Here is a 2,702-nt window from a genome sequence, read left to right on the forward strand (position 1 = left end):
GGTGACCGGCGCGCGCATCCCGCCGGCGCACAACATCGGCTGGTTCTACGAACCGACCATCCTGACCGGCGTCACCCCTGATATGGCGATCGTGCGCGAAGAGTGTTTTGGACCCGTCGCCGCCATCTGCCGGGTCAGGGATTTCGACGAGGCGATCCGGCTTGCCAATGACAGCCCGTTCGGGCTCGGCGCTTCGGTGTTCACATCGAATCTGGCCGAAGCCCACGAGGCGGCTGAACGGCTCGAAGCCGGCATGGTCTGGGTCAACAACCCGCTGATCGACAACGATGCCCTGCCGTTCGGCGGCTGGAAGGCCTCGGGCCTTGGCCGCGAGCTCGGACGCCAGGGGCTCGACGCCTTCCGCCGCTCCAAAATGGTGATCATCGACCACAAGCCTGCGATCCAGGACTGGTGGTATCCCTATCCCGACAGCTGGTTCCGCGAAACCGGCGGCCGCAAGCACGTCTGAGTGTTTCGAGCCTGGCTATCCCTGGACGCCAGCTCGGTGGCTATCCCTGGATAGCCAGCCCGACCATGAGCGGGAAAAGGCAATGCCGCCGAGTGAAACCCGGCGGCATCTTCTTTGACTGACCACTACCGTTTCGGCGGCGGTTCGTTACGGCGTCGTTTCCGTCTGCATCGCGGCAGCCGTCTGGTCGATCTTGCCGGCAAGGACGTCTTGAGCCCAGGACGTGACCGCGGCGTCGACGGGCTTGTTGGCCATATCCGCCAATGCCGCGTCGAGCGATGCATCATCGGTGCCGACCGCGGCCGCAGCAGCAGCAGCGTTGTCGGCAGCGACCTCGGCCTGCAGAGCAGCTATCTTCCCAGGCAGGGCCGCCTGATCTTCGGGCGACATCGCGGCAATCTGATCGGGTGTCAGGGACGTCAGCGCATCCAGCTTAGCCTGTGCTGCGTCGGCGGCGGCCTGAGCGACCTTGGCTTTGGCGGACTGCGTCACGAATGCCTGAAGGGCGGCGAATTTCTTGCTCTTCGAGTTCATATAGGCATTGATGTTGCGCTTCAGCGAGCTCACCCGGCCAAGCTTGGCGTGGATGTTCTTGCCTTTGGGCACGGACGAGACCTTGGTGGTCTTGTCGACCGTGGTGTCGTCCGCTTTGGCCACCTGGCCGGGGGCCGACGACGACTTGCCGTGCGAAGCGCCGCTCTTGCCATTGCCGCCGCCGTTGCCATTGCTACCGCCGTTGCCGTGCCCGTTGCCTCCGGCATTGCCACCGCCACCGCCGTGCCCATTGCCGGCGAGCGCCGGAGATGCCAGGAGCGCCAATGCGGCAAGCGCCGCCAGCAGAGTTTTCCGGTTTGTCATGGTAATCTCCTCGGGAATCGTCGCCCTGGCCCGACCGCTAAGCGACCGTCCTATGAGGAATTGCTAATAGTGCAGAGTAAACTTTAGACAAATGCTGTCTCAATACGCGATCTGGCACCCGGCCAGAAACTTAACCGACTGATATCAAACACAAATTCACGCTCTTGGACGGCCATGGCACTGAAGTCCCATGCCGGCAGGACTATAGTCCTGCGGGCAAGCAGCGGCATGGGTGAAAGTCTTTGCGTGGTATATCGGACAAGCTTTGAAAACAGGGGAGTTGATAGCGAAAGCAAAAGGCTCAGCCGATACTTTCACCGCCGTCGATTACCAGCGCCTGGCCGGTCATGAAGGATGAACGGTCGGAGACAAGGAACAGGATCGCTTCGGCGATCTCATCGGCGCTGGCCCAGCGGCCCATCGGGATCTTGGTGCGGACATAGGTTTCGATCGCCCCGCGTCCGCCCATCTGGGCGATGAACGGTTCGTTGAACGGCGTGTCGACCCAGCCCGGACAGAGCGCGTTAATGCGGACATTGTGACGGGCATAGTCGAGCGACATCTGCCGTGTCATCGCCACCACCGCATGTTTGGAGGTTGCGTAGGCGATCATCTCGCGGTCGTAGAACACGCCCGAATTGGAGGCGGTGTTGAGGATGACCCCGCCGCCCTGCGCGATCATCGAGGGCATGACCTGTCTCGCCGCCAGGAACTGCGCCCGCACATTGACCCGCCACGAGGCATCCATGCCGCCGACCTCCACTTCGGTCAGCGTGCCGCCGATCTGGATGCCGGCGTGATTGTGCAGGATGTCGATGCGCCCATGCCTGTCGAGCGTGCCGGCAATGAGCTGTTCGACCGCCGCATCATCAGCGACATCGGTCGTGATCGCCTCGGCTTGGCCACCGACCGCGCGGATGTCCGAAGCCGTTGCTTCGCCGGCGGCCTGATCCCTGTCGGCGATGACGACCACCGCGCCTTCCCTGCCCATGATCATGGCGCCGGCGCGCCCGATGCCGGAGCCGGCGCCTGTCACCACGGCGATGCGGTCTTTGAGGATCATGATGCGGCTTTCAGTTCGACGGCTTGCGCTGGCGCAACTGCCATTGGGCAAGCACCACGAGCAGCACGGAAGCGACGAGCACGATCGTCGCGATGGCGTTGATCTCCGGCGTCACGCCGCGCCGGATCGACGCGAAGACATAGATCGGCAGCGTCGTCTGCGCGCCGGCGACGAAGAAGGCGATGATGAAATCGTCGAAGGAGAAGGTGAAGGCGAGCAGGAAGCCGGCAACGACCGCCGGCATGACCTGCGGCAGCACGATCGAGCGGAACGTCGTCAACGGCGTCGCGTAGAGATCGCTCGACGCCTCGA

Annotated in this window: 4 protein-coding genes; 1 reads left to right on the forward strand and 3 read right to left on the reverse strand. The window is 63.4% G+C overall.

The genetic code is table 11. The annotated features are described in order from the left end of the window. A partial coding sequence (locus tag EOA22_RS30120; protein ID WP_127390454.1) for an aldehyde dehydrogenase family protein occupies nucleotides 1–469 on the forward strand: 469 nt, incomplete at its 5' end. A gap of 147 nt (nucleotides 470–616) precedes the next feature. On the opposite strand, the gene EOA22_RS30125 is transcribed toward EOA22_RS30120, so the two are convergent. From EOA22_RS30125 to EOA22_RS30135, 3 genes are all read right to left on the reverse strand, one after another. Next, nucleotides 617–1,327, reverse strand: a complete 711-nt coding sequence (locus EOA22_RS30125) for a hypothetical protein (protein WP_063169499.1) — start codon at nucleotides 1,325–1,327, stop codon at nucleotides 617–619. Nucleotides 1,328–1,628: 301 nt separating this feature from the next. Continuing rightward, a complete protein-coding gene (locus tag EOA22_RS30130) occupies nucleotides 1,629–2,390 on the reverse strand; it encodes a glucose 1-dehydrogenase (protein ID WP_063169500.1) in 762 nt (253 codons plus the stop codon). Between the two features lie 10 nt (nucleotides 2,391–2,400). Beyond that, a partial coding sequence (locus tag EOA22_RS30135) for an ABC transporter permease subunit (RefSeq protein ID WP_127390455.1) occupies nucleotides 2,401–2,702 on the reverse strand: 302 nt, incomplete at its 5' end.

It is taken from the genome of Mesorhizobium sp. M7A.F.Ca.US.014.04.1.1 (assembly GCF_003998745.1).
Classification (GTDB): Bacteria; Pseudomonadota; Alphaproteobacteria; order Rhizobiales; family Rhizobiaceae; genus Mesorhizobium; species Mesorhizobium ciceri.

Excerpts from the sequence above, each read along its gene's own strand:
- EOA22_RS30130 (WP_063169500.1), bottom strand. The coding sequence starts at position 2,390 with ATGATCCTCAAAGACCGCATCGCCGTGGTGACAGGCGCCGGCTCCGGC.
- EOA22_RS30125 (WP_063169499.1), bottom strand. The coding sequence starts at position 1,327 with ATGACAAACCGGAAAACTCTGCTGGCGGCGCTTGCCGCATTGGCGCTC.